The organism is Novosphingobium sp., from assembly GCF_041905565.1.
Lineage (GTDB): Bacteria > Pseudomonadota > Alphaproteobacteria > Sphingomonadales > Sphingomonadaceae > Novosphingobium.
The window spans coordinates 1-3435 of sequence record NZ_JAYRKX010000039.1 but is presented as its reverse complement, the minus strand read 5'-3'; the positions used below and the strand labels follow the sequence as shown (position 1 = coordinate 3435).

Here is a 3435-nt window from a genome sequence, read left to right as displayed (position 1 = left end):
CGGGCTCGAACCCGGGGACGGCCCGCTGTTCGTCGTGATCAGTCGGCTCACCTGGCAAAAGGGCATGGACGTGCTGGTGGAGGTGCTCGATCATCTGGTCGGGATCGGCGGACGGCTTGCCCTGCTGGGCAGCGGGGACGCTGAACTCGTGGCGGCCTTGCAGGCAGGCGCTGCGCGCCACCCGGGGCGCGTGGCCGTGCGGATCGGCTATGACGAGGCGCTGTCGCACCGGATGCAGGCGGGCGGCGATGCGATACTTGTGCCCAGCCGGTTTGAACCCTGCGGCCTCACCCAGCTCTACGGCCTCGCTTATGGGTGCGTCCCCGTGGTTGCACGCACGGGCGGCCTTGCTGACACGGTGATTGACGCCAATCTCGCCGCGCTCGACGCCGGAGCGGCGACCGGCGTGCAGTTTTCGGGCGTCAATTATTTCGCCCTGTCCGCCGCTGTGAGCCGCGCCGTGGCGCTGTACGACAACAAGCCTGCCTGGCGCGCGCTTCAGCGCAACGGGATGAAGGCAGACTTTTCCTGGAACAACAGCGGCCGAGCCTATGCAGAGCTCTACCGCGAACTGGTGCAAGGCCAATGACCATAATGATCCATCCGAGTACGCCCTTCGAGGGACAGAAGCCGGGCACGTCGGGCCTGCGCAAGAAGGTGCGTGTGTTCCAGCAGCCCGGCTATGCCGAGAACTTCATCCAGGCGGTGTTCGACGTCGCCGAGCGGCAGCCCGGGTCCACGCTGGTGGTGGGCGGCGACGGGCGGTTCCACAATCGCACGGTCATCCAGCAGGCCATCCGTCTGGCAGCCGCCAACGGCTATGGCCGGGTGCTGGTCGGGCAGGGGGGCATCTTGTCCACTCCGGCGGCGAGCCACGTGATCCGCAAATATGGGGCAAGCGGGGGACTGATCCTCTCGGCCAGTCACAATCCGGGCGGGCCGGACGAGGACTTCGGCATCAAGTACAACATCGCCAATGGCGGCCCCGCGCCTGAAGCCGTGACCGATGCGATCTATGCCCGGACCCGGGAGATTGACCGCTGGCTGGCGGTCGATGCTGCGGATGTCGATCTTGATACACTCGGCAGCACCAGCATCGGCGGCATGGTGGTCGACGTGATCGACCCGGTTGCCGACTATGCCGAGCTGATGGAAAGCCTGTTCGACTTTCCGGCGATCCGCCGCGTCGTCGAAGGCGGCTTCACCATGGCCTTCGACGCGATGAGCGCGGTGACCGGGCCATATGCCGTCGAAATCCTGGAGCGGCGACTTGGGTTCCCTTCGGGCACCGTGCGCAATGGCATTCCACTGGAGGACTTTGGCGGCCACCATCCTGACCCCAACCTTGTCCATGCCCGCGCGCTTTACGAGACGATGATGGCCCCCGATGCGCCCGATTTCGGGGCCGCGTCGGATGGCGATGGTGATCGAAACCTGATCATCGGGCGCCATCGTTTCATCACCCCGTCGGACTCGTTGGCGATGCTTGCCGCCAATGCCCATCTTGCGCCCGGCTATGCGGCTGGCCTCAAGGGGATTGCCCGCTCGATGCCGACCAGTGCTGCAGCCGACCGGGTGGCCGCGGCGCTCGGCCTTCCGGCCTTCGAGACGCCGACCGGCTGGAAGTTTTTCGGGAACCTGCTCGATGCGGGCATGGCGACGATCTGTGGCGAGGAAAGTGCCGGGACAGGCTCGGACCACGTCCGCGAAAAGGACGGGCTATGGGCCGTGCTGCTCTGGCTCAACGTGCTGGCGGTGCGGGGCATGAGCGTTGATGCGCTGGCCCGTGAGCACTGGGCGCGCTTCGGGCGCAATTACTATGCCCGCCATGACTATGAGGCGATTGAGAGTGAGCGGGCCAATGCGCTGATCGCCGCGCTGACACAGGCACTGCCCGGCTTGCCGGGGCAGGCGTTCGGCCCGCTCACCGTCGCTGCGGCGGACAGCTTTTGCTATACCGATCCGGTCGACGGCTCGATCAGCGCCAACCAGGGCCTGCGGGTGCTGTTTGAGGGCGGATCGCGGATCGTCTTCCGCTTGTCTGGAACGGGCACCGAAGGTGCGACGTTGCGCGTCTATCTTGAAGCCTATGAGCCCAGCGACGGGGATATCGACCGCGAAACGCCGGAGATGCTCGCCGATCTCGTTGCGGCGGCGGACGCAATCGCCGGGATCGCAAACCACACCGGGCGGACCCGGCCCGATGTCGTGACGTGATCCGCACATATGGGGCCAGCGTAAAGAACGGCAGAACGCGCTTCGCTGTCCGCGCGCCACGTGCTGCGGCCTTGTGGTTGTGTCTGTTCGACAACGCGGGCGAGCAGCGCGTTGCGATGACCCGCGCGGGCGAAGACTGGATCGCAGACCTGCCCGGCGATTTGTCGGGCGCCCGCTACGGCTATCGCGCCGAGGGCGAATGGGCGCCGGACAAGGGCCTGTGGTTTGATCCCGCCAAGCTTCTGGTCGACCCGCACGCGGTCGAGCTTGACCGGCGCTTCCTGCAGGATCCGCGCCTTGCCGAATTCGGGGTGGAGACCGCCGACATCGTGCCCCGTGCGATCATCCCCGGGCGGCTCCCGAAGGTGCGGCGCCGCAAGCCGCACTTCGCGCGCGGCGGGCTGATCTACGAAGTGAATGTTCGCGGCTTCACCATGCTGCATCCGCAAGTCCCCGAGACGCTGCGGGGGACCATCGCGGCGCTCGCGCACCCGGCGATCATTGCGCATCTTCGCAAGCTCCGGGTCACGGCGGTGGAGCTGATGCCAGTCACCGCGTGGATTGACGAGCGCCACTTGCCGCCGCTCGGCCTGCGCAATGCCTGGGGCTATAACCCCGTTGCGCTGATGGCGCTCGATCCGGGGCTGTGCCCGGGCGGCGTGGCCGAACTGCGCGAGACAGTGGCGACCCTCCATCGGGCCGGGATCGGGGTGATCCTTGATCTCGTGTTCAACCACAGCGGTGAGAGCGACGTGCATGGCGGGGTGCTTTCGCTGCGTGGCCTCGACAACCAGGCCTATGCCCATGCGCCAGACGGGACGCTGATCAACGATACCGGCTGCGGCAATACGCTCGATTTCGCCAACCCCGCGGTGCGCCGCCTGACGCTCGAATGCCTGCGGCATTTCGTGCGCCATTGCGCTGTCGATGGCTTCCGCTTCGATCTGGCGACGGTCATGGCGCGCGGGCCCGGATTTTCTTCGCAAGCGCCGCTCTTTGCCGAGATCGCCCGCGATCCCGATCTCGCCGACCGCGTGCTGATCGCCGAGCCGTGGGACGTTGGGCCGGGCGGCTATCAACTCGGCAGCTTTCCCCCCGGCTGGCTGGAGTGGAACGACCGGTTCCGTGACGATGTACGCCGCTTCTGGCGCGGCGATGGCGCGATTGGCCCGCTGGCGACCCGGCTTGCCGGATCATCCGACTATTTCGGGGGCGATT

The 3435-nt window shown here is 66.8% G+C and carries 3 protein-coding genes; all 3 read left to right on the top strand.

The window, feature by feature from the left end; translation table 11 throughout:
• A partial coding sequence (locus ACE3N9_RS16475; protein ID WP_374285573.1) for a glycosyltransferase occupies positions 1-589 on the top strand: 589 nt, incomplete at its 5' end.
• Entirely contained in the window at positions 586-2217 is a 1632-nt protein-coding gene (locus ACE3N9_RS16470) for an alpha-D-glucose phosphate-specific phosphoglucomutase (RefSeq protein ID WP_374285571.1), read from the top strand. The genes ACE3N9_RS16475 and ACE3N9_RS16470, both read left to right, overlap by 4 nt.
• Positions 2214-3435 (top strand): glycogen debranching enzyme (locus tag ACE3N9_RS16465; protein WP_374285569.1); only part of this gene is annotated, 1222 nt, incomplete at its 3' end. The genes ACE3N9_RS16470 and ACE3N9_RS16465, both read left to right, overlap by 4 nt.

Bases quoted from the DNA above. Each gene is read 5' to 3' on its own strand.
- ACE3N9_RS16470 (WP_374285571.1), top strand. From the start codon at position 586: ATGACCATAATGATCCATCCGAGTACGCCCTTCGAGGGACAGAAGCCG.